This is a genomic window from Pseudarthrobacter sulfonivorans, assembly GCF_014712225.1.
GTDB lineage: Bacteria > Actinomycetota > Actinomycetes > Actinomycetales > Micrococcaceae > Arthrobacter > Arthrobacter sulfonivorans.
Window position 1 is genome coordinate 144,349 of sequence record NZ_JACXBW010000007.1, and the last position, 23,143, is coordinate 167,491.

Sequence of the window (23,143 nt, forward strand, 5' to 3'; positions counted from 1 at the left end):
CCCCAAAACGGCTCCTCGCTGACCACAGTCAATCCGGTCACTGAAGCGGGCCGCATGGCGCCCAAGGAGTATGACGCGGTCCTGCTCGCCTCGTTTGGCGGACCCGAAGGCCAGGACGACGTCCTTCCCTTCCTGCGCAACGTCACCCGCGGCCGCGGCATCCCGGACGAGCGGCTTGAAGAGGTGTCCCACCACTACCGGGCCAACGGCGGCATCAGCCCCATCAACCAGCAGAACCGCGAGCTCAAGGCCTCCCTCGAAGCGGAGCTCGCGGCGCGCGGAATCAGCCTTCCGGTGCTGTGGGGCAACCGCAACTGGGACCCTTACCTTCCGCAGACCCTGCGGGACGCGTACGACGCCGGCCACCGCAAATTGCTCATGGTCACCACGAGTGCCTACTCCTGTTACTCCAGCTGCCGCCAGTACCGCGAGGACATCGGCGTGGCCCTGACGGAGACCGGGCTGGACGGCCGGCTGGAGGTGGACAAGGTACGCCAGTACTTCGACCACCCGGGCTTCGTCGAACCGTTCATTGAAGGAACGGCTGCGGGGCTGGCGGACGTCCGCGCCCGGCTCGCCGCCGCCGGCACACCGGACGCCCCCGTGCACATCGTCTTTGCGACGCACTCCATCCCCACCCGTGACGCTGAAGCCGCGGGACGCTCCGAGGCCGAACCCCGCGAGTTTGAGGAAGGCTCGGCCTACGTGGCCCAGCACCTGGCAACGGCCGCGGCGGTCATTGAGCGGGTCAAGGCCGAGTCCGGCCTGACCGCGTCCTGGTCCCTGGTCTACCAGTCGCGCTCCGGTGCCCCGCACGTGCCGTGGCTTGAGCCCGACATCAACGACGCCATTGGGGAACTGGCGGGCCAGGGCATCAAGGGCATCGTCATCGTCCCGCTGGGCTTCGTCAGCGACCACATGGAGGTGGTCTGGGACCTGGACACCGAAGCCATGGAGACCTGCCGCAACCTGGGACTCGCCGCGACGCGCGTTCCGACGCCCGGCACGCACCGGAAATTCGTGAACGGCCTGGTTGACCTCATTTCGGAACGTACGCGGGCCAATAACATCAGCGTCAGGCCCGCCCTGACAGCCTTGGGCCCGTGGTACGACGTCTGCCGGCCCGGCTGCTGTGCTAATTTCCGCGGCGAAAAGCCGACCATCGCCGGCGCAGACACGACCGTGGGCACCGGGCATGACGAGTACCCGGCAGGCGGCGCGGGCACTGCCGGGGGAGAAGGCACACTGTGACCGTACGAATTGGAACCAGGGCCAGCAAACTCGCCCTGACCCAGACCCAGCAGACGGCTGACCAACTTGCCGCCGTCGGAGGCTTCCCGGTGGAACTTGTCCACATCACCACCGAGGGCGACGTCAAAACCGGTTCACTGTCCCAGATGGGCGGCACCGGGGTCTTTGTTGCGGCCCTGCGCGACGCGCTGCTGCAGGAAACCTGCGATGTTGCCGTGCACTCACTCAAGGACCTTCCCACGGGCGCTGCACTTGGCCTGACCATCGCGGCGACGCCGAAGCGGGTGGACGTGCGGGATGTGCTGTGCGCGCGAGACGGACTCAAGCTGGCCGATCTGCCGCAGGGGGCCAAGGTGGGCACCGGCTCACCGCGCCGTGCCGCCCAGCTGCGTGCCGCCCGTCCGGACCTTGATGTGCGGGACATCCGCGGCAACGTGGACACGCGCCTGGGCCGTGTGCCCGGCCTGCCCGGCAATGCGGAAGGCGCACCAGGGGACCTCGACGCCGTCGTACTGGCAGCGGCCGGCCTGGAACGCATCGGCCGTCTGGACACTGTCAGCGAATTCTTCGAGATGGACGTTATGCTCCCGGCGCCCGGACAGGGATCGCTGGCCATTGAGTGCAGGACAGCTGACGCCCCGCGCAAAGCCGGCTCCACCGAAGGATCCCAGGGTGTCCTTGCCCAAGCCCTGGCCGCGCTGAACGATGAGGACACCCGTCTCGCCGTGACCGCCGAACGTGCCGTGCTGGCACGCCTCGAAGCGGGCTGCGCCGCCCCGGTGGGGGCCTTCGCCTTCCGCAAGGGCAGCATGCTGTACCTCGAGGCGGCGGTGTGCGCCGTGGACGGGACGAAGATCGTCCGCGAAAAGAAGGCGACAGACGGGCTGACCGAGGTGGGCGCCACGCTGCTCGGCATCGAGGTGGCCGAGCTCCTGCTCGCCGCCGGCGCCGCGGAGATCGCGGACCTTGCCGCGTCCTGATGACCTGGCGGCTCTGGGTGGCAGGCGCGTCCTGATCACCCGGAGCGCCGACCGTGCCCGGCCGCTGGCGTCGCTGCTCAGAAGCCTGGGCGCCGAGCCCCTGATTCTGCCCCTCATCGACTTCGAACGGGCCACGGACCAGGCGGCGCTTGACGCCGCCCTGGATGACTTGGCGGCCGGAGCCTTCGACTGGCTTGTCATCAGCAGCATCACCACGGTGCGCGTGCTCGTGGAAAAGGCGGCCCGGCGCGGAACCACGCCGGCCGCGCTGGTCCCGGCCGGAACGCGGGTGGCCACGATCGGGCCGTCCTCCCGGCAGGTCCTGGAAGCCGTGGGCATTCCTGTGGCGCGTGCCCCGGAGGACAACCAGTCGGCTGAGGGGCTGGTGGGTCTTTGGACCGCTGCCCCGGAGCGCGTGCTGCTGCCGCAGGCAGACATCGCTGCGCCCGGGTTGCGCGAGGGACTGGCGGCCGCCGGCGCCGACGTGACCTCCGTCGTGGCCTACCACACCGTGGATTTCCCGGCCCGGCCGGAACGCCGCGTGGCAGCGGAACTGCCGCCCGCCGCCGGCAGTTCCACCCGCGGGGCACCGCCGGAGCTGAGCCCGCCGCAGATCAGGAGGGAGCTCGACGACGGGACCATCGACGCCGTCGTGGCTGCCTCGCCCAGCGCCGCCCGCCGCATCGCCGCCGCCCTGCTCCCGCTGGGCGGGTGCCGCTTCATTGCCATTGGGCGCCCGACGGCGGCCGAGGCTGCCGCACTGGGCATCCCGGTGGCGGGCACCGCCAAAGTACCCACCCCTGACGGCATTGTGGCCGCCCTGGGCACCGTATTCGCCAACGAAGGGAACACCCAGTGAGCTTTCCGAACCACCGCCCGCGCCGCCTCCGCACCACTCCCGCGATGCGCCGGCTCACCGCCGAGTACCGCCTGGCCCCGGCGGACCTGATCCTGCCGGCGTTCATCCGCGAAGGCCTCAGCGAGCCCAGTCCCATCACGTCCATGCCGGGCGTGGTGCAGCACACCACCGAGTCCCTCAAGCGCGCCGCGGCTGAGGCCGTGGAACTGGGGGTCGGCGGCATCATGCTGTTCGGCGTTCCCGCCGTGCGGGATGCCCGCGGCACCGCCTCCCTGGACCCGGACGGCGTCCTCAACAAGGCTATCCGCGACGTCCGCGCCGAGGTGGGCGATGACCTGGTGGTCATGGGCGACGTTTGCCTGGACGAATTCACCGATCACGGCCACTGCGGTGTCCTGGACGCCGAAGGCTACGTGGACAACGACGCCACGCTGGAGATTTACGGCCAGATGGCCGTGGCCCAGGCCGACGCAGGGGCACACGTCCTGGGCCCCTCCGGGATGATGGACGGCCAGATCGCCGTGATCCGCCAGGCCCTTGAGGAGTCCGGCCACAAAAACACCGTCGTCATGGCCTACGCGGCCAAATATGCGTCCGCGTTCTACGGCCCCTTCCGTGAAGCCGTGGACTCCCAGCTCAAGGGCGACCGCCGCACCTACCAGATGGATGCCGCCAACCGCCGCGAAGCCATCCTTGAGGTGGAACTGGATCTCGAAGAAGGCGCCGACATGGTCATGGTGAAGCCGGCCATGAGCTACCTGGACATCCTGGCGGACGTCGCCGCGATGAGCCCCGTGCCGGTCTCGGCATACCAGATCTCGGGTGAGTACGCGATGATCGAGGCCGCCGCCGCGAACGGCTGGATCGACCGGCGCGGTGCCATCACGGAATCCGTCCTTGGCATCAAGCGGGCGGGTGCCAACACCGTGCTGACGTACTGGGCCTCCGAACTCGCAGGCTGGCTCAAGGAATCCTGAGGCCGCAGGGAATCCTGACCGCGTCCTGGCGCCGCAGGGAATGTTTCCGGACGCCCGGTCGTTTGTATGCGTATGCATGAAAACAGTGAGCTTCCCGCAACCACTCCTTCAACCGGGGGCAACCCCACCGCCCCCGGCCAGGCGGACACCATCCTGCTGGGCGTCAGTACATTCGGCGACGTCGACCTGGCAGCCGACGGGGCACCCAAGCACCACGCCCAGGTGCTGCGCCAGGTGGTGGAGCAGGCGAAGGTGGCGGACGCCGTCGGTCTCCACTCCTTTGGTGTGGGGGAGCACCACCGCAAGGATTTCGCTGTCAGCGCTCCGGACGTGGTCCTGGCGGCCATCGCCACGGCCACGGAAAACATCCGGCTCGGCAGTGCCGTAACGGTGTTGAGCTCGGATGATCCCATCCGGGTCTTCCAGCGTTTCGCCACCCTCGATGCCCTCTCCAACGGCCGTGCCGAAGTGATCCTGGGCCGGGGGTCCTTCACGGAATCATTCCCGCTGTTCGGCCAGGACCTAGCCGACTACGACGTCCTGTTCGAGGAAAAGCTGGATCTTTACGACCGCGTACGCTCCCACAACCCGGTGAACTGGGACGGCCGGACCCGGGCCAGCCTCCGGGGCCAGATGGTCTACCCGCACGTGGAAGGCCGCCTGCTTCCCACCTGGATCGGTGTGGGCGGCTCTCCCCAGTCCGTGGTCCGCGCCGCCTCCTACGGCTACCCGATGGTCCTGGCGATCATCGGCGGCGAGCCGGAACGGTTCCGTCCCTATGCCGACCTGTACCGGCGCACGTTGGCCGAGGCCGGCAAGGAACCGCAGGCGCTGTCCGTCCACTCACCGGGTTACGTGGCCGATACCGACGAGCAGGCCCTTGAGGAGTACTACCCGCACTGGCTCGCTGTGCGGAACAAGCTCGGCGCGGAGCGCGGCTGGGGCCCGGCCGGGCGCGGCGAGTTCGAAGCCGCAGCCGACGACGACGGCGCGCTGTTCATCGGTTCCCCGGAAACGGTGGCCGCCAAGGTGGTCAGGCTCAAGGGCACCCTGGGCGCGGACCGCTTCGAGATGAAGTACAGCAGCGGCACGCTGCCCCACGCCCGGATGATGCGCTCGATCGAACTGTTCGGCGCCAAAGTGGCGCCTCTTGTCGCAGACAGGCTTGCCGATAGCTGAGACTTGCTTTCCGCTCCGGAGCCCGCGCGTGGCGCGGGCTCCGGCCACCGCGGCGGGGATGGGAGAATAGGGGCATGACTCGTTCCGATGCCCTCTTCGCCCGTGCCCAGACCCTGATGCCCGGTGGCGTCAACTCGCCCGTCCGCGCCTTTGGCTCGGTGGGCGGGACGCCGAGATTCATGGTTTCCGCCAAGGGGCCGTACCTGACGGACGCGGACGGCACCGAGTACGTGGACCTGGTGTGCTCCTGGGGGCCGGCGCTGCTGGGGCACGCCCACCCGGCAGTGCTGGAGGCTGTCCATGCGGCCGTTGACCGAGGCCTGTCCTTCGGCGCCTCGACCCCTGACGAGGCCAACCTGGCAGCCATCGTGCAGGAGCGCGTGCCGGCTGCCGAGCGGGTCCGCATGGTGTCCACCGGGACCGAGGCCACCATGACGGCTGTCCGCCTGGCCCGCGGTTTCACGGGCCGCAACCTCATCATCAAGTTCGCCGGCTGCTACCACGGCCACCTCGACGGGCTGCTTGCTGCTGCTGGATCCGGTGTGGCCACCCTGGCGCTGCCGGGCTCGGCCGGCGTCACCGAGGCCACCGCCGCCGAAACGCTGGTGTTGCCCTATAACGACCTCGCCGCCGTGGAGGCCGCGTTCGCCGCACACGGTCCCAACATCGCTGCCGTCATCACCGAGGCCGCTCCCGCCAACATGGGCGTTGTCACGCCGGGGGAGGGCTTCAACCTGGGGCTCTACCGGATCACGCGCGAGCACGGCGCCCTGCTGATCCTGGATGAAGTCCTGACGGGGTTCCGGACCGGCTACTCGGGATACTGGGGCCTGACCGGGGGTGCGCCGGATGCGGCCGAGCCGTGGACCCCGGACCTGCTCACCTTCGGCAAGGTCATCGGCGGTGGAATGCCGACGGCGGCCCTGGCCGGGCGTGCCGAAGTGATGGACTACCTGGCGCCCCTCGGTCCGGTCTACCAGGCCGGGACGCTCTCCGGTAACCCCGTGGCCATGGCTGCCGGGGTGGCCACCCTGACGCACGCCACCCGCGATGTCTACTCGTTCGTGGACGTCCGTTCACTGGAGCTGTCCTCGGCGTTGTCCTCGGCCCTGGATATGGCCGGCGTGGACCACTCCATCCAGTTCGCCGGGAACCTCTTCTCGGTGGCATTCGGCACGTCGGCCAACGGTGTCCACAACTACGCGGACGCCCAGGCCCAGGAAACGTTCCGGTACGCGCCGTTCTTCCACTCCATGCTGGACTCCGGCGTCTACCTGCCGCCGTCCGTCTTCGAAGCATGGTTCCTCTCGGCGGCCCACGACGACGCCGCCATGAACCGGATCTTCGATGCCCTGCCGGCCGCCGCGAAAGCTGCCGCAGCCGCAAAGGCCTAGCGCCGCCGTCGGGCGCTGGTTCCGCGGTTAAGCCGGAAATCCCCGCCTCCCGGACAAAACCCCGCCTCATGCGAGGGGGAAATGTCCGGGAGACGGGGATTTTTTGTCGTGCGACTGGAAGTCGGTGCGTCTAGAGCACGTCTGAAAGGAATCCCTTCAGGCGGTCCGTCGAGGGGGCCGTGAAGATCTGCTCGGGCGGACCCGATTCGACCACCACGCCTGCATCCATGAATGTCACGGTGTCTGAGACGTTGCGGGAGAATCCCATCTCGTGGGTCACCACCACCATGGTCATGCCGCCCTTGGCGAGGTCGGTCATGAGCGCCAGGACGCCCTTGACCAGTTCAGGGTCCAGTGCGGACGTGGCCTCGTCAAAGAACATCACCTCAGGCTTCATGGCCAACGCGCGGGCGATTGCGACGCGCTGCATCTGGCCGCCGGAAAGGTTCGCCGGCCGGACATCCGCCTTGTGCTTCAGGCCCACAAGGTCCAGCTGCTCCAAGGCCTCGGCGTGCGCCCGGTCCTTGGGCAACTTGCGGAGTTTGCGCAACGCCAGGCTGACGTTCTCCACCACCGTCTTGTGGGGGAACAGGTTGAACTGCTGGAACACCATGCCGATCCGCTGGCGCAGCTCGTCGGGGTTGTCCTTGAGTACCGAACGGCCATCCAACAGGATGTCGCCCTGATCCGGTTCGATCAGCCGGTTCATGACCCGCAGGAGGGTCGACTTTCCTGAGCCGGACGGGCCGATGACCGAAGCCGTGGTGCCCTTCTCAACATGGAGGTCGATGCCGCGCAGCACATGGTTGTGGCCGAACGAAAGGTGCAGGTTCTTGCCGGTCAGGGTGCCGGAGGTGAATTCGGTCATGCCTGTGCCCCCTTGCCGATTGGTGCGGCCAGCTCGTCCGGTTCCTTCTTCTCCGGCCGGCCAGTGCGGAGCCGGTTGTCGATGAAGTTCACGAAGTGAGTCAGCGGAACGGTCAGAATCAGGTAGAGGATGCCGGCGGCCACGAGCGGCGAAAGGTTCCCCGTGTTGGCCATGGCATCATTACCGATGCGGAAAATTTCGCGGTCCGAGGATGCCAGCCCGAGCATAAACACCAGCGAGGAGTCCTTCAGCAGCGAGATGAACTGGTTCACCAGTGCCGGGAGCACGCGGCGGATACCCTGCGGGACCACCACCAGGCGCATCGAATTGCCGTAGCTGAAGCCGAGTGCCCGGGAGGCCTCCAGCTGGCCTTTCTCCACGCTCTGGATTCCGGAGCGGAATATCTCACCGATGTAGGCGCCCGCGATGAGGGTCAGCGCCAGGATGCCCAGCGGATAGGGGTTGCGCGAACCGGTGAGTTCCCGGGCTATGGGGCTAAGGCCGATGCCGATCACCAGGATCACGAGAATGGCCGGAAGCCCCCGGAACAGGTCGGTGTAGATCCTGGCCGCCCAACGGGCTGCCGGGTTGCGCGAAATACCCATCAGGGCAAGCAACAGCCCCAGCAGGGAACCGAGAATGCCTGACGCCACCGCCAGGATCAGGGTGTTGGGGAGGCCCACCATAAGCAGGGAGGGAATGACCTTGGCCATTTCTTCCCAGTTGAGGAACGTGTCACCAAGCTGCTGCAGGAGATCCATAGAGGATTAGACCCGGGTCAGCTCTTGGGAACCGAAGCAGCCTTGCTGCCCGGCTTCCAGTCGGCGGGGGTCTCGCGGTTCGGGTACCACTCCTTGGTCAGCTTGGACCAGGTGCCATCAGCAATAACAGCGTCCAGGCCCGAGTTCAGCGCGTCAATGAGGGCCTTGTTGTCCTTGTTCACGGCGTAGGCCGTGAAGTTCTGGGTGTTGACGACGGATTCGGCGATGACCGTGCCGTCGCCTTCCTTCACCTGGCCGGTGGCCTGCTGTGACGGGGCTACCCAGGCATCAATCTGGCCATTGCGCACGTTCGCGTACACCGTGGCGTAATCCGGGAAGCGGACCGGCTCGAGCTTGAGGGTGTTGGTGACGTAGTCGTCCTGGACAGTGCCCTGGACGACGCCGATACGGACGTCGCCCTTCAGGTCGGCAAAGCCCTTGATGTCGCTGTCGGTCTTGGCGACAACTGCCATGAAGCCGAAGTCGTAGCCGTTGGTGAAGCCGACGTTGGCGCGGCGGGCGTCCGTGGTGGAAATCGAGGAGGAGCCCACATCGAACTGCTTGGTCTGCACCTGCGAAAGCAAGGCCGAGAAGTCAGTGGCGACGAATTCCACCTCGAGGCCCAGCTTGCCGGCAACGGCGCGCAGGAGCTCGTTGTCGTAGCCGGTGAACTTGCCGGAGGGGTCGATGAAGATATTCGGCGGCGCATCGGAGAGCGTGCCGACCTCAAGCTTGCCCTCGGTGTTCAGGCCAAGCTTGGTCTTGTCGATCTTGTCGAGCGGGGTGACGTCTGCGGTGGTGTACCGGTCCAGCGTCTGCTGGTCGCTGCCGGCCAGCGCGTCCGTGGGCGTACCGCTGGGCTGGGCCGTGCCGGAACCGCACGCGGCCAGCGAGACAGCCAGTGCCACGGCTACAGGAGCCGTGGCCAGCCACTTCATGGCTTTAGTCTTCATGAGGTAGTCACTTTCATCTGAGTCATTCGTTCAACCGGGCCGAGAAGGCTGCGCGTGTGGCGCCTGGAGCCTTGCTCCCAGAATGCCGGCCGGCCGGGACGGGATTACCGCGGAACTTAATCATCTCATTCCCCGGTTTCCGTCCATTCGGGCGAATTAATGCGGTGTTTCTGTGAGATTAGCCGAATTTGTGGCTGCCTGCATGTGCTCATGAACTTTAGGTGAACGGATGTCGCCCGTGACGCCGAATCGCAGCGTTCTGTCAGCGCGGGCGCGCGGCTCTTGCGCAAGAGTGAGTTAGCTCTCAGCTAGAAGTCGCCGCGGCTGGCGTCTTCCGGCGGCAGGACAGGCCAGTCACCTTCGATGACGGCGGCGGGCTTGGTCTTGCGCAGGTAATTCTGGAAGTCGGCCGCCTGGCTCACGGCCCAGTCTTTCTGCAGTTCGTGAAGCTGGCTGGCCGGCATCTTCAGCTTGGGGAACTTGATGGTCATGGCGTCAAGCATCCGGAGCGTGGCCAGGGCGTCGGCTGCCGAGGTGTGGGCGTTCTCCAAATTGATGCCGTACTCCCCGCAGAGCGCTGTCAGCGTGCGTTTGCCCTTGCGGTAGCGGTCAACCTGCTTGTTCATGATGTACGGGTCAAGGACCGGGAAGCGGGTGAGTTGCCGGACACCGTAGCGGGCGGATTCCGCGGCCAGGACCGTGAAGTCGTAACTGGCATTGAAGGCGATGACCGGGACGCCGGCGTCGAACAGTTCCTGCAAAACGGTTGCAAGCTCGCCGGTGACTTCGTGGGCGGGACGCCCCTCGCGGCGTGCCTGCTCGGTGGTGATGCCGTGAACGTCGCTGGCCTCGGCGGGGATCTCAATACCCGGATCAGCAAGCCACTCGTGTTCCTTGATCACGTCCCCCTGGTGGTCCACCACCGTGACCGAAGCCGTGACGATGCGCGCGGCTCTCGAATTCCGTCCGGTGGTTTCAAGGTCGAAGGCTGCGCGGGGGAGGGTGTTCCAGGTGGTCATGCTTCAACGCTACCGGCCGGCACCGACAGGATCCGGCAGCGCCACTGCGGCTAGTCTGGATCCATGCGGATTGAGTACGTCGAGGCGGTGCTGGCGGTGGTTGAGCTGGTTCCGGCCGGGACAGCTCTGGCGTACGGGGATGTGGCCGAACTCCTGGGTTCCGGCGGTCCCCGCCAGATCGGCCGCGTGATGAGCCACTACGGGAGCTCCGTGCCGTGGTGGCGGATTCTTAAGTCCAGCGGTCATGGTCCGGACGGGCATGAAGCCGAAGCCCTCCGCCATTACCTGCTGGAGGGGACGCCGCTCCTGGGCCGCCCCGAAGACTATCTCCGCACCGGTGAAGGCCGCTGGCGGGTTGACCTGATGGCAGCGCGCTGGGCGCCGGGCGAGGACGATTTCGACCGGATCGATGCGATTGCAGAGCGTCTGGAGCTGCGGCTGCACAGATTGTCAGTGGCTGATGATGGAATGTCTGTGTGACCCTAACAATTCCGGATCTTGATCCCGCCGAGTACTCCGGTGCCGCGGACAGCGCGGCTTCGGCGACAGGACAACCCGGCGGCACGGGCCTCAGGCTTCTTCCGCCGCGGCAGGTCCACGCAGAGGTTCCGGTGCTGTCAGTGGACCAGCGGGAAGCTGTCGAGGTGCCGCATGGTTCGGGACCCGTCTTGGTGCCCGGCGCACCCGGCACCGGTAAGTCCACCGTCCTCATCGAAGCTGCCGTCCGCCGTGCGATGCAGGACGGCGTGGATCCGGAACGGATCCTCATTCTGGCACCGGGGCGGCTGGCGGCCGACTCGCTCCGGGACCGTTTTACTGCACGGCTGAACAGGAGCCTGAGCACCACGCCCGCCCGGACCTGGGCCTCCTATGCCTTTGACCTGATCCGCCGGGCGAAGGCGGAGGGAATACTTCCGCTTCCACGGGCGCCGCGCCTCCTCTCCGGCCCGGAACAGGACCTGATCATCCGGGAGCTGCTGGCGGGCCACCGCCTGCCCGGGCTGGACCTGCCCTGGCCGCAGGACCTGGAAGCGGCCTTGGAGACCCGGGGCTTCCGGCACGAAGTGCGCCTCCTTTTTGACCGCATCATCGAATCCGGCCGGACCGCAGCCGACCTTGAAGATCTGGGCCGCCAATGCGGCAGGCCCGACTGGATCGCCGCAGCAGCTCTGTACTCGGAGTACCGGGACGTCCTGGACCTGCGGATGCCCGAGGCCTTCGACCCCGCGGGCATCATCACCACTGCCCGCCAGATCTTCCAGGACGAGCCCGGCTTCCTGGCCGCAGAACGCGAACGGCTGCAGCTGGTGCTGGTGGATGACGTGCAGGAAGCAAACCCCGCCGTTTACGAACTGCTTGCGGACATCGCCGCGGGCAAGGACTGCTACGTCGCGTTCTCCCCGGACACCGTGGTGCAGGGTTTCCGCGGGGCCAGGCCGGATCTCGTCGCCGACCTTCCACGGCTGCTGGCAGCCGAGTCCGGCGTCCTCGAACGGCCGCTTTGGCACACCCACCGGCACACCCCTGCAATTGCCCAGGCCTGGCTCGGCGTGGCCGCCCGGATCTCGCAACGCGCCGGCGGGCAGTTGGCGCGGCGGCTCGAGCAGCCCGCACACGCGGCAGGGTCTGCGGACCCCGGGACCGCCGTCGTCGACGCCCTCTCAACGCTCACTGGAACGGTGGAGGCGCACCTGGTCCCGTCCCCGGTGCACGAGCTGCGGTATGTCGCCCAGCGAATCCTGGACCAGCATGTCAACCACGGCCGGGATCTCGCCAAGATTGCGGTGATTGTCCGCAACGGCGGCCAGCTCAGCGAGCTGCAGCGCTACCTGTCCGGGCAGGGAATCCCGGTCCGCGTTCCGGTGGCCGAGTCTGCGGTCCGCGACGAAGTGGCTGTCCGCCCGCTGCTGGACGCTTATGCCATTGCGCTGGACCCCTCGCTACTGACTCCGGAAGCAGCCGTCGCGCTGCTGACGTCCCGGATCGGGGGCGCTACGTCGATTGAACTGCGGCGGCTCCGGCAATCCCTCCGGCGCGAGGAGTTGCAGGGCGGCGGAGGACGGACCAGCGACGCCCTGCTCGTCGAGGCGCTCCTGGAACCGGGCGCGCTGCTGACCCTGGGTGTGGAGGGCAGGTCCGCGCGCCGGACGGCCCGCATGATCCAGGCCGGGCAGAACGCTGCATCCCAGCCCGGAGCCAACGCCGAGACAGTTCTCTGGGCACTCTGGCACTCCACCGGGCTGGCCAATGCCTGGACGGAATCCGCCCTGTCCGGCGGTTCCCACGGCGCGCGGGCCGACCGCGACCTCGACGCCATGATGGCCCTCTTCCACACCGCGGAGCGCTACGTGGACCAGATGCCCGGCGCAGGGCCCGAGCAGTTCCTCGAATACCTCCTGAACCAGGAGCTGCCCATGGACACGCTCGCCGCGCGGGCGCAGGTGGACGACGCCGTCGAGCTGATGACCCCGGCAAGTGCTGCGGGGCGCCAGTGGCCTGTGGTCATCGTGGCAGGGCTGCAGGAGGGCGTATGGCCCAACACCCGGCTTCGCGGCGAGCTGCTGGGCAGCAGCCTGTTCGCCGACGCGGTGGAGCACGGGGTCAGCTACGCCCTGCAGCTCGACCCGCTGAGCCGGCTGCGGGAAATCCGCTACGACGAACTCCGGAGCTTCTCCACTGCGGTTTCCCGGGCCGAGCAGCTCCTGATCTGCACGGCGGTCTCCTCGGAGGATGATCAGCCTTCGTCCTTCCTTGACTATGTAGCACCCCTCGAACCGGGCCGGGAGGGCAGAGGATTCACGCAGGTGGAACGGCCCATGACGCTGCGTGCACTGGTCGCCGAATTGCGCCAGTATGCCCAGCTGGAAGGCAAATACGAGCCCGAGGCCGCCGAGGCCGCCAGGGTTCTTGCCGCACTGGCCACAGCGGAACCGCCCGTGCCCGGGGCCCACCCGGACAGCTGGTGGGGATTGTTGCCCCTGAGCACGTCGGGGCCGGTGGTCCCGCCCGGCGGGACCGTCTATGTCTCGCCGTCGAAGGTGGAGTCCGTGCAGAAGTCCCCGCTCGACTGGTTTGTGCAGGCCGCCGGAGGCGAGGCCGCCACCGATTTTGCCCGCAGCCTGGGAACCCTGGTCCACGCCATCGCGCAGGACATGCCGGAGGCGTCCGGAGGTGAGTATGTCGAAGAACTTGTGCGCCGGTGGCCCACGCTGGGCATGAAGGACAACTGGGAGGGCAAACTCGACTTCCAGCGGGCCGAAACCATGGTGCGCAAGCTCGCCCAGTACGTCCTGGTGATGCGGAGCGAGGGCCGGAGCCTCCTGGGCGTCGAGCAGGACTTCGAGGTGCGCCTGCCCGATCTGCCGCCGAAGCAGTCGGACAGCCGGGATGGCACGGACGCCGGGGGCACGGACGCCGGGGGCACGGACGTCGGCGGCCTCGACGCGGGCGCTTTGGACTCAGGGAGCCTGGACCCGGGGTCCGGTGACAGCGAGCGAAGGGCAGCAGTCCTCCGCGGCCAGGTTGACCGGCTGGAGATCGACAAGGAGGGAAGGCTGGTGGTTGTGGACCTCAAGACAGGTAAACGGCAACCCGGCAAGACAGAGTTGTCTCGCCATCCGCAATTGGGGGCCTACCAGGCAGCCATTCTTGCGGGCGGCTTCCGGGACCTGCCCGGGATGACCGTGCCCCCCGTGCCTGGCGGTGCTGTGCCTGGCGGTGCTGTGCTGGCCCAGCTGGGAACCACCACCAAGAGCCCCGGCGTCCAGCAACAGGAACCGCTGGATCCGCAGGAAAACTGGGCGCTGGAGATGGTCACTGACGCGGCAGTGCTGATGTCAGGCAACAGCTTCGAAGCAAGGCACGATCCGGCCAAGGGCAGCCACGGCGGCCACGGCTGCCGGCTCCCGGAGGTCTGTCCCCTCTGCGTCCGCGGAAAGCAGGTCACAGAATGAACCGTCACCGGCCGCCCGAGCCGCTCTTCAGCCCCGAACAGCTGTCCGCGCTCCTGGGTGAAAAAAACACACCCACGCCTGAACAGTCCGCCATTATCTCGTCCCCCTTGGCCCCACGGCTGGTGATCGCCGGGGCAGGATCCGGCAAGACCGCCACCATGGCCGACCGGGTGGTCTGGCTTGTCGCCAACGGCTGGGTCAGGCCCGAGGAAGTCCTGGGCGTCACGTTTACCAGGAAGGCTGCCGGTGAGCTGGCCACCAGGATCCGGGCCAAGCTGGCAGCCCTGCAACGGATTGCGGCCCAGGACACGGGACATGCCGTGTTCCCGGAGGGCCTGCTCAGCAGTGACGCCCTTGAGCCCAAGGTCTCCACTTACCATTCCTTCGCCAGCGGGATCGTGTCCGACTACGGGCTGCGGCTCGGGGTGGAGCGGGACGTTGTGCTGCTGGGCGGCGCCCAGGCCTGGCAGCTGGCCAGCGAAGTGGTGGAAGCGTTCGACGGCGACTATCGCCACTTCAGGGCGGCCAAGTCCACACTGGTCAAGGCAGTCATCCAGCTGGCAGGGGAGTGCGCCGAGCACCTGCAGGAGCCGGCCGACGTCGAAGCCTGGCTGATGGCCCGCCTTGGCGAATTCGAAGTGCTCCCTTACCTGGCCGGTGCCGCAAAGAACGCACCGCAGGCCGCGGCAGACCTCGCCGCCATGCTGCAAACACGGGCCAGCGTCGCCGACATGGTGGGCCGTTACACTGCCGCCAAGCGGGCACGGGGAGCACTGGACTTCGGCGACCTCGTGGCGCTCGCCGCCCGGGTGTCCCGGGAGGTTCCGCTGGCTGCGGAGCTGGAACGCCAACGCTACAAGGTGGTGCTCCTGGACGAGTTCCAGGACACCTCCTACGCCCAGCTGGTGCTGTTTTCCCGCCTCTTCGGGGAGGGGCACGCCGTCACGGCGGTCGGTGATCCCAACCAGTCCATTTATGGCTTCCGCGGGGCCTCCGCCGGCCAGCTTTTCCATTTTGTCCGCGAATTCCCCGTCCGTTTGGACCGCGGCTCAGGCCTCGAGGGGGGCAACAGCGACGACGACGGCAGCGGCCACCACGCGTACCAGCCGGCGCCAACGTCCTATCTCACCACCGCGTGGCGCAACGGCCGGGCCATTCTCTCCGCGGCGAACATCATGTCCGAGGCCCTGGGCCGGGCCGAGGCACACAGGGCCCCGGCCGGCACCACCCTGGAAGCCGCGGCGGTGCCTCCACTGCAGCCGAGCCCCTTCGCCGTGGAAGGGCAGGTGGTGCTGGGCCGCTTCGGCACTGACGTCGGGGAGGCCTCGGCCTTGGCCGCCGACGTCCAGAAGTACCGGGTCACTGACTTCGAGCATGAACCCGACGGCACTCCGGTGCCGCCGGCCCTGGCCGTACTCTGCCGGCGCCGGGCCCAAATGGAGACCATCCGCCGGGAGTTCGAGTCGCGCGGGATTCCCTACGAAATCGTGGGACTCGGCGGACTGCTTGACACCCCCGAAATCGTCGACCTCGTGGCCACCCTGCGGGTGCTGGCCGATCCGGGACGCTCCGACTCCTTGATGCGCCTCCTCGCGGGGGCACGATGGCGGATCGGCCCGGCGGACCTGATGGCCTTCCGCGACTGGTCCAGCCAGCTCGCACGCCGCCGCGCCCACCGGGCCGGGGCACCAGCTGCGGATGCCGACGCCGGGGAAGCGCCGGACGACGCCGTCATTGAAAGCGATCTGACAGACGGCGCCAGCCTCGTCGAGGCGCTGGACTGGCTGCCGCGCGAAGACTGGGTCTCCTCCCATGGCCGGGCGCTGACCGGTCCGGCCCGCGAACGGCTCAGCAGGCTCTCGGCTGAGCTCAGGCAACTGCGCGGATACCTCGGCGATGACCTCACAACCCTGCTCGGGGAGGTGGAACGCGCCATGCTGCTCGACATCGAAGTGGCGGCACGGCCCGGAATCAGCATCCATCAGGCCCGTCGAAACCTGGACGCCTTCCAGGACGCGGCAGCGGGATTCCTCCGGACTTCCCACCGGGTGGACATCCTTGCCTTTCTTGCCTGGCTCGAGGCGGCCTCGGCTGAAGAGAACGGACTGGAAGCACCGCCGCCGGATATCAACCGCGAGGCCGTCCAGTTGCTGACCGTCCACGCATCAAAGGGCCTGGAATGGGACGTTGTTTTTGTCCCGGGCCTGAATGCGGGCGCCTTCCCGAGCAACAAGGACTCCCGGTGGAGCAGCGGCGCGGCCGCATTGCCTTGGCCGTTGCGGGGTGACCGGGCGGATCTCCCGCAATGGGACACCGACCAGCCCGATCAAAAAGGCTGGCTGGACGCAGAGAAGGACTTCAAGTCTGCAGTCCAGGTTCACGGTGAAGGTGAAGAACGCCGGCTGGCGTACGTGGCCTACACCAGGGCCAAGCACGTTCTCTGGGTTTCCAGCGCAGCCTGGGTCGGCTCCCGGGCAGGCCGCGCTGAGATGTCGCCTTTCCTGGCTGAGCTGGAGCAGCTCGCCACCGGGACGGGGGAGAAGCCGCCAACTGCCGGCGCTGTGGTGCACCCGTCATCGGTGGAGGAAGCGTCCCTGCCGGAGAAGAGCCCGTTAACCACCGAAACCGAGCTGGCCACCTGGCCGTATGACCCTCTCGAAGGTCCGGTGGATCCCCGTACAGGCGAACGACGGCGCGTGGTCGCCGGCAGGCGGCTGGCCATGGACAACGCCGCGGCACGTGTCAGGGCCGCACTTGGTGCGTCCAACGTCCGGGATGCGTCCAGCGCACTGAATGCAGCCGGCGCCCAGCGCGCGCCTTCCGGTGAGCCAGTGGCTGTTGACGGTTCCGGGCCTGCCGGAGAGCCGGGCCGGAGGCTCCGGGGCAGTGCTGCCGAGTGGGCACGGGAAGCTGCGTTGCTGCTGGAACGCCGGTCCAGGAGGGCGGGCGGACAGGACGTGCACCTGCCCGGCCATATCTCCGCGTCCACGCTGGTGGACCTGGGTGAGGACCCCGAGGGGGTAGTTGGCCGGCTCCGGCGCCCTGTTCCGCGCGAGCCGGGCATGTCGGCGCGGAAAGGCACGGCCTTCCATGCTTGGGTGGAGGAATACTTCGGCACCGCCGGCATGCTGGATCTTGGCGAGGCCCCAGGTTCCGATGATCATATTGACGCCGCCTATGACTTGGATGCCATGGTGGCCACGTTCAAGGCCTCCGAGTGGAGTGACCGGTCGCCCGCGTTTGTGGAAGTCCCGGTCGAAACCCGCGTAGGGGAAGTGGTGGTCCGCGGGCGCATCGACGCCGTCTTCCTGGATGCCGACGGCTGCTGGGATTTGGTGGACTGGAAGACCGGGCGCAGGCCATCCGCATCCCAGCTCCGGGCAAAGTCCGTCCAGCTCGCAGCCTACCGGCTCGCCTGGGCACGGCTGAAAGGGGTCCCTGTGGAAGAAGTCCGGGCTGCCTTCTTCTATGTGGCGGACAACCAAGTGGTACGTCCGCACGACCTGGGTTCCGCTGAGGAGCTCGAGCAGATTGTGGCAGCCGCGCTGGGAGCTAGTGCTTCCTGACGTCCACGATGCTGATCGCCGCAGTTGAGGTGTCTTCGGCAGACCGGGCCGCCGGTGCCTCTGCTTCAGGTGCCTCGGCTCCGGGTTCTTCGCCAAGGGGTGCTGCGGCGACGGAAACTCCGCCAACGGGCGCCTCGGGAACCGGAACCTCGGGAACCGGGATGACCGTCACGGCCGGGACGGGGACCACCGTGACTGCAGGGACCGGAACAACACTGACGGCCGGGACGGGGGCGACTGTAACGGCGGGGGCGGTAGACCCGTCCACCCTTGGTGACGGCACGCCGTCGTCTGTTACTTCGGTCCCTGCCGGGGCACCGGGTCCAGCAGGGACGTCAGCCCCGGCAGGGGTCTGGCCGGGCAGCGGCTCGACGCTGATGGCCTGGCCGCCGTGTTCCTCGACGTCGGCCGCCAGGGTTTCCAGCATTCCCTCAGCTTCGGCAACCATGCCGGAGTCGCCGGCCGCAATGCCCTTGACGAGGTACTGCGCCAGGGCGAACTCCGCGGACAGCGCGGCCCGCCGCAGCAGGTGCTGATCCGGGGCGTCCCGGCGGCTGCCCGTGTAGCTGGCCAGCACTGCCTCGACAAAGTCCTGCTCGTTCGAGGCGACCAGCCAGGCGAAGTCATCGGCGGGATCGCCGATCCGGAGGTCGGTCCAACCCGTCACCGCCGTGACGCGGCTGCCCTCCACCAGAAGGTTGTCCTCATGGAGGTCGCCGTGGACAACGCTGGGATTGAACCGCCACAGCGAGACGTCTTCCAGGGCGTGTTCCCAGCGGCGCAGGAGCGAAGCGGGGATTTTCCCGGTGGTGGCAGCCTGGTCCAGTTCGTTGAGCCTGCGCTGGCGGAATTCGTTGGGGGTGTAGCTGGGCAGGTCAGCGTTGCTGACCAGGGAGTGCGGAAGATCGTGGATTGCGGCCAATGCCGTTCCGATTTCCTTGGCGAGTGCTTCGGGTCCGGCGGTCAGTTCCTCCACGCTGCGGGTGCTGCCGCCGAGGTGCGAGTACACAAACGTGCTCAGGCTGCCGAGGCGGACGCTGCCGGCGATAGTAGGCATGAGGAAGGGCAGTTCGGCACGGATAGCCGGTGCGAAAGCCCGGAGTACAAGGAACTCCGTTTCGAGCCTGGCGCTGGCTTCCGCATGCCGCGGCGACCTGACCCGCCAGCGCTTGCCTTCGGAATCAAGGAGCAGGGCGGAGTCGAAATCGGCGGGATCGTCCGCGGCGGAGCTGACGGCGGTGGGGGTCAGCCCGGGGACTGCCGCGGTTGCAACGGCTGCCAGTTCGATCGGTTTTCTTCTCACCGTTCCACGGTAGATTGGCTGGCGTCTAACACAACGATGTGCAGCGGCGAGTCTCCAGATACCGTGCAAATGTCGACCCTTTCGCCGCGGCTTGAGGTCCCCGCCACATGTGCTGCCGATTCTCCCTGCCAAATGTAAATTGTCGGTCCGAGTCAGTACGGTGGACACATGAGTTATGCGGAGTCCGCTACACCGGCCTACCAGGCGCAGGCAGCCCAACTGCCGGCCAACCACCTGTTCGATACCGTACTGCCGGTTCGGCCGGCCGCGGTGGACCGCGGATCCGTAGAACGCGCCCGGCCCGGCATGGTTGAGGACCTGTTGGCCAGAGAGGGAACGCTCGCACTTGTCCTGGCTGGCCGGCAGGCCCTGATACAGGCCAACCAGCTGTTCCTGCCGCCGGCACGGGAGCTCCTGGCGCAGCTCCAGGACCTTGGTACCGTCCCGGTGCAGGCGATCTACCTCGGCGCCGCGCTGCCGGACTCGGACCTGCCTGCGGGGACGGAAATCGTCCTGATCATCGTGCCCGAAACTGTCGCGCCGGGAGCAGCAGGAATCCCGTCCGACGCGGAGTGGGCCGGGTTCCGGGACATCGCTGCCGTCCTGAACCCCACAGACACGGCGCTGTTTGTTGAGGCCAGTGGCATAGCCAACTGGCACGCCACACATACTCACTGCCCCCGCTGCGGTGTGCCCACGGTGGTGGAGTCCGGCGGCTGGGTGCGCCGCTGCCCGCAGGACGATTCTGAGCACTACCCCCGGACAGACCCTGCCATAATCGTGACGGTGGTAGGACCGGACGGCCGGCTCCTGCTGGGCGGCGGGGGACCGCTGGACGCGAAGAACTACTCCACATTGGCGGGATTCGTCGAGCCCGGCGAATCCCTGGAGCAGGCCGTGATCAGGGAAATCCACGAGGAAGTGGGTGTCAGGATCGCCCGCTGCCAGTACCTGGGCTCGCAGTCGTGGCCGTTCCCGGCATCCCTGATGCTTGGATTCTCCGCTATCACGGAAGATACCGAGGCAACGCCCGACGGCGTGGAGGTCACCCGGGCGCGCTGGTTCAGCCGGGATGAATTGCAGGCGGCCGTGCTCGCCGGAGAGATCACCATATCCAGCCGCTTGTCCATCGCACGCTCCCTGATTGAGCACTGGTATGGCGGCCGGATCATGGACCGCACTGACACGTGACCACTTGGCCACGCAGCATGCCTGGCGGGGCGCCGGCAAGTGAGTCGTCCCACTGGGCAGTCGCAATAGCGGCAGTCCCTACAGCAGCAGTTCCAACAACAGAGCAGCAGAAGTGACCACAGAGAATTTTGACAGTGCACAGTCCCTGGAGGAGCGCATCCTCGGGGGGCTTGATGCCGAGCAGCGGGAGGTCGCCAGCACCCTGAACGGCCCGTTGTGCGTGCTGGCCGGGGCCGGCACCGGAAAGACCCGTGCCATTACGCACCGGATTGCTTATGGGGTGCACTCAGGTGTCTATAGTCCACAGCGGCTCCTCGCCGTCACGTTCACAGCCCGGGCTGCGGCAGAAATGCGCAGCCGGCTGCGGGACCTCGGCGTGGGCAACGTGCAGGCCCGCACGTTCCACGCCGCCGCATTAAGGCAGCTGCAGTTTTTCTGGCCGCAAGCAGTAGGCGGCACACTGCCCAATCTGCTGGACCACAAAGCGCAGATGATCGCTGAGGCGTCCCGCCGCCTCAGGCTCAGCACGGACCGCGCCTCCATCCGCGACCTCGCATCGGAGATTGAGTGGGCCAAGGTTTCCATGCTGACCCCGGCCAACTACCTGGAGAACGCGCAGGATCGGGGAACTCCCGGCGGGTTTGACCTGACCGCCGTCGCCCGGGTTTTCCAGTCCTACGAGGACGTCAAGACGGACCGCAACGTCATTGACTTCGAGGACGTCCTGCTGATTACGGTCGGCATCCTGCAGGAGGACCAGAAGGTCGCCGCCACGGTCCGCGAGCAGTACCGGCACTTCGTGGTGGATGAATACCAGGACGTTTCGCCGCTGCAGCAGCGCCTCCTTGAACTGTGGCTCGGCGGCCGGGATGAGCTGTGCGTGGTGGGCGATGCCAGCCAGACCATCTACTCGTTTACCGGCGCTTCCCCCAAGCACCTGCTGGGATTCAAGGCGCAGTATCCCCAGGCCAGCGTGGTGAAGCTGATCCGCGATTACCGTTCCACGCCGCAGGTGGTGAAGCTGGCCAACGACCTCCTGGCAGCGCGGCGCAGCGGCGGCCCCGCCGCCGATTCAGCCTGGGCTACACCCCTTCAGCTGGTGGCCCAGCGCCCGGCCGGGCCGATGCCGCAGTTCACTGAATGCTCGGACGATGAAGCCGAAGCCGCCACCGTGGCCGTCAAGATCCGGGAGCTGCTCGACGCCGGCACTCCCGCCAGCCAGGTAGCCGTCCTGTTCCGGACGAACGGGCAGTCCGAAGCCTACGAACAGGCCCTCGCAGCGGCCGGAATCGGCTACCAACTCAGGGGCGGTGAGCGTTTCTTCGCCCGCAAGGAAGTGCGCGATGCCATCCTTCAGCTCCGGGCCGCAACCAGGGCTGTGGCCGAAACAGCCACACCTGAACCGCTGGGCCAGCTGGTCCGCGATATCGTCGCGTCCCTCGGCTACACCGAGGCCCCGCCCCACAACGGCGGTGCCCTCCGCGAACGCTGGGAATCACTGGCGGCTCTGGTGGCCCTCGCCGACGAACTGGTCCAGGTCCGGGGAGAGCACTTCGGCCTGGCCGACTTCGTCAATGAACTCCAGGAACGGTCCCTGGCACAGCATGCGCCCACGGTCCAGGGCGTGACGCTTGCTTCGCTGCACGCCGCGAAGGGCCTGGAATGGGACGCCGTTTTCCTGGTGGGCCTCAGCGAAGGCCTGATGCCCATCTCCTTCGCGGACACTCCCGAGGCCGTGGACGAGGAGCGACGCCTGCTGTATGTGGGAATCACCCGGGCCCGCGAGCACCTCGCCCTGTCCTGGTCCACGGCCCGGACGCCCGGCGGCCGGGCCAACCGGAAACCGTCGCGGTTCCTTGACGGGCTCCGGCCCAACTCGGTGGCCAGCTCCAGCGTGCGCGGCAAAGGGCCAGCCCCGCGCCGCAAGGCTGCAGCCCCCGCGACGTGCAGGGTCTGCGGGAGCATGCTGGCCAGCGGGGCCGAACGCAAGGTGGGGCGCTGCAACGACTGTCCGCCCAGCTACGAGGAACAGACTTTTGACGCCCTCCGGCAGTGGCGGAAGGAGATCGCGCTGGCCGCCGAAGTCCCGGCCTTCGTGGTCTTTACAGATGCCACGCTGACGGCCATTGCCGAGGCCAAGCCGTCCTCACTGAAGGAACTCGCCGCGCTGGCCGGCGTTGGTCCGGCCAAACTGGAACGCTATGGCGAAGACGTGCTGCGTGTACTCGTCGAAAGCACCATCCTGTGAGGCCCGGCAAGGGCAACCGGCCGCAAGGTCTGACAACTGCCGGCGGGGCTCCGGTGGAGGTGCGGAGGTCGGCCCGGCGGACCCGGACCGTGGCCGCCTTCTGGGAAAACGGGACGGCGGTCGTGGCCATTCCGGCCCGTTTCACGGCCGCCCAGGAGTCCGAGTGGGTGCACCGGATGTTGGAGAAACTGCATCGTCAGGGGGAGCGGCGCGCGGACAAAGGACGCAAGCAACCCGCTACGGATGCCGCGCTGGCGTCCCATGCCGCCGCCCTTTCAGCCCAGTACTTCGGCGGCAGGGCAGTCCCGACGTCGGTCCGCTGGGTCACTAACCAGAACTCACGGTGGGGTTCGGCGACGCCTTCCGAGGGAACCATCCGGCTCTCGGATAAGCTCCGGACGATGCCGCAATGGGTCATCGACTATGTGCTGCTGCACGAGCTCGCCCATCTGCTCGTGGCCGGGCACAACGCTGCCTTCTGGAAACTGTTGGAGGCCTACCCGGACACCATGCGCGCCAAGGCGTTCCTGGAGGGCGTCTCATACGCCACCTCACGGGGCCTGGGCGCGGACGGCCCCAGGGCAGGCGACAACATCACGCCGGCCGACGGCGCCGGGCATAGCCACGGCGACGCCGACTAG

General features: G+C 67.6%; 17 protein-coding genes. 12 read left to right on the plus strand and 5 right to left on the minus strand.

The features are described 5' to 3' along the window. The first annotated feature begins 54 nt into the window (after positions 1–54). From IAQ70_RS10925 to hemL, 6 genes are all read left to right on the plus strand, one after another. On the plus strand, positions 55–1,251 hold the full coding sequence (locus IAQ70_RS10925) for a ferrochelatase (protein ID WP_190989424.1): 1,197 nt from the start codon (positions 55–57) through the stop codon (positions 1,249–1,251). Then, entirely contained in the window at positions 1,248–2,231 is a 984-nt protein-coding gene (hemC, locus tag IAQ70_RS10930; protein ID WP_190989346.1) for a hydroxymethylbilane synthase, read from the plus strand. Before IAQ70_RS10925 ends, hemC begins: the two co-directional genes overlap by 4 nt. Beyond that, positions 2,218–3,090 carry a uroporphyrinogen-III synthase gene (locus IAQ70_RS10935; protein WP_190989347.1) on the plus strand — a complete coding sequence of 291 codons (873 nt, stop codon included), beginning with the start codon at positions 2,218–2,220 and terminating at the stop codon, positions 3,088–3,090. The genes hemC and IAQ70_RS10935 overlap by 14 nt, the downstream gene beginning before the upstream one ends. After that, a complete protein-coding gene (hemB, locus tag IAQ70_RS10940) occupies positions 3,087–4,067 on the plus strand; it encodes a porphobilinogen synthase (RefSeq protein ID WP_190989348.1) in 981 nt (326 codons plus the stop codon). Before IAQ70_RS10935 ends, hemB begins: the two co-directional genes overlap by 4 nt. Before the next feature lie 72 nt (positions 4,068–4,139). Next, complete coding sequence (locus tag IAQ70_RS10945; protein ID WP_190989349.1) at positions 4,140–5,246, plus strand: LLM class flavin-dependent oxidoreductase; 1,107 nt, start codon at positions 4,140–4,142, stop codon at positions 5,244–5,246. A 74-nt stretch (positions 5,247–5,320) separates the two neighbouring features. Further along, the gene (hemL, locus tag IAQ70_RS10950) at positions 5,321–6,640 is read left to right on the plus strand and encodes a glutamate-1-semialdehyde 2,1-aminomutase (protein WP_190989350.1); all 1,320 of its coding nucleotides are present in this window, start codon (positions 5,321–5,323) and stop codon (positions 6,638–6,640) included. A gap of 130 nt (positions 6,641–6,770) precedes the next feature. Here the strand turns inward: hemL and IAQ70_RS10955 are convergent, their stop codons facing one another. From IAQ70_RS10955 to IAQ70_RS10970, 4 genes are all read right to left on the minus strand, one after another. Beyond that, positions 6,771–7,508 (minus strand): amino acid ABC transporter ATP-binding protein, encoded by a 738-nt coding sequence (locus tag IAQ70_RS10955; protein WP_190989351.1) that lies wholly within the window; start codon positions 7,506–7,508, stop codon positions 6,771–6,773. Further along, complete coding sequence (locus IAQ70_RS10960) at positions 7,505–8,269, minus strand: amino acid ABC transporter permease (protein WP_190989352.1); 765 nt, start codon at positions 8,267–8,269, stop codon at positions 7,505–7,507. The genes IAQ70_RS10955 and IAQ70_RS10960 overlap by 4 nt, the downstream gene beginning before the upstream one ends. A 17-nt stretch (positions 8,270–8,286) precedes the next feature. After that, positions 8,287–9,222 (minus strand): substrate-binding periplasmic protein, encoded by a 936-nt coding sequence (locus tag IAQ70_RS10965; RefSeq protein WP_190989353.1) that lies wholly within the window; start codon positions 9,220–9,222, stop codon positions 8,287–8,289. A 308-nt stretch (positions 9,223–9,530) separates the two neighbouring features. Then, positions 9,531–10,241: a 3'-5' exonuclease gene (locus IAQ70_RS10970; RefSeq protein WP_190989354.1), complete on the minus strand. Its 711-nt coding sequence runs from the start codon at positions 10,239–10,241 to the stop codon at positions 9,531–9,533. Positions 10,242–10,304: 63 nt separating this feature from the next. Here IAQ70_RS10970 and IAQ70_RS10975 point away from each other — a divergent pair, with 63 nt between their 5' ends. Genes IAQ70_RS10975 through IAQ70_RS10985 form a run of 3 tightly spaced genes read left to right on the plus strand, consistent with a single transcriptional unit; the run spans position 10,305 to position 17,760 of the window. Next, on the plus strand, positions 10,305–10,721 hold the full coding sequence (locus tag IAQ70_RS10975; RefSeq protein ID WP_190989355.1) for an MGMT family protein: 417 nt from the start codon (positions 10,305–10,307) through the stop codon (positions 10,719–10,721). Continuing rightward, entirely contained in the window at positions 10,718–14,194 is a 3,477-nt protein-coding gene (locus tag IAQ70_RS10980; protein WP_407682574.1) for an ATP-dependent helicase, read from the plus strand. The genes IAQ70_RS10975 and IAQ70_RS10980 overlap by 4 nt, the downstream gene beginning before the upstream one ends. Continuing rightward, positions 14,191–17,760 (plus strand): ATP-dependent helicase, encoded by a 3,570-nt coding sequence (locus IAQ70_RS10985; protein ID WP_190989356.1) that lies wholly within the window; start codon positions 14,191–14,193, stop codon positions 17,758–17,760. The genes IAQ70_RS10980 and IAQ70_RS10985 overlap by 4 nt, the downstream gene beginning before the upstream one ends. On the opposite strand, the gene IAQ70_RS10990 is transcribed toward IAQ70_RS10985, so the two are convergent. After that, positions 17,747–19,063, minus strand: coding sequence for a macrolide 2'-phosphotransferase (locus IAQ70_RS10990; protein ID WP_190989357.1), 1,317 nt, complete (start codon positions 19,061–19,063; stop codon positions 17,747–17,749). The genes IAQ70_RS10985 and IAQ70_RS10990 overlap by 14 nt on opposite strands. Before the next feature lie 168 nt (positions 19,064–19,231). Here IAQ70_RS10990 and nudC point away from each other — a divergent pair, with 168 nt between their 5' ends. From nudC to IAQ70_RS11005, 3 genes are all read left to right on the plus strand, one after another. After that, complete coding sequence (gene nudC, locus IAQ70_RS10995) at positions 19,232–20,254, plus strand: NAD(+) diphosphatase (RefSeq protein ID WP_190989358.1); 1,023 nt, start codon at positions 19,232–19,234, stop codon at positions 20,252–20,254. Positions 20,255–20,366: 112 nt separating this feature from the next. After that, on the plus strand, positions 20,367–22,502 hold the full coding sequence (locus tag IAQ70_RS11000) for an ATP-dependent DNA helicase UvrD2 (RefSeq protein WP_190989359.1): 2,136 nt from the start codon (positions 20,367–20,369) through the stop codon (positions 22,500–22,502). Then, positions 22,499–23,143, plus strand: coding sequence for a M48 metallopeptidase family protein (locus tag IAQ70_RS11005; protein WP_190989360.1), 645 nt, complete (start codon positions 22,499–22,501; stop codon positions 23,141–23,143). Before IAQ70_RS11000 ends, IAQ70_RS11005 begins: the two co-directional genes overlap by 4 nt.